Origin of the sequence: Dietzia massiliensis, assembly GCF_018390595.1 — a bacterium.
GTDB lineage: Bacteria > Actinomycetota > Actinomycetes > Mycobacteriales > Mycobacteriaceae > Dietzia > Dietzia massiliensis.
Genome location: NZ_JAHBAV010000293.1, coordinates 1 through 373 on the forward strand (window position 1 = coordinate 1; position 373 = coordinate 373).

Here is a 373-nt window from a genome sequence, read left to right on the forward strand (position 1 = left end):
GACGGGCACCAGGGCGATTTCCTCTATGTCCCCCCGGGCGGCGTCCACGGCTTCCGCAACGAGGCCGACGAGCCGGCGTCGATCCTGATGCTGTTCGCGCCGGGCGCCCCCCGCGAGGCCTACTTCGAAGGCTTCGCGGCGCTGGCCGACATGACCGACGAGGAACGCCGGGAGTGGTTCGTCCGCCACGACAACTACTGGGTCTGACCGCCCAGGTCGCCGTCGACGTAGCGCTGCAGGTTGGGGGCGATCGCGGCGATGGCCTCGTCGTCGGTCATCGAGGCGACGGGCTCGATCTTCCACACGTAGCGCATCAGCGCGAACCCCATCATCTGTGACGAGATGAGGCCGCTGCGGATCAAGCGGTCCCGGT

Annotated in this window: 2 protein-coding genes; one reads left to right on the top strand and one right to left on the bottom strand. The window is 68.6% G+C overall.

What is annotated here, in order from left to right:
- The coding region (locus tag KHA85_RS17265) for a cupin domain-containing protein (protein ID WP_213186725.1) at window positions 1-207 on the top strand (207 nt) is incomplete at its 5' end.
- Here the strand turns inward: KHA85_RS17265 and KHA85_RS17270 are convergent.
- A partial coding sequence (locus KHA85_RS17270; RefSeq protein ID WP_498039916.1) for a TetR/AcrR family transcriptional regulator occupies window positions 195-373 on the bottom strand: 179 nt, incomplete at its 5' end. The two genes, KHA85_RS17265 and KHA85_RS17270, sit on opposite strands and share 13 nt — an antisense overlap.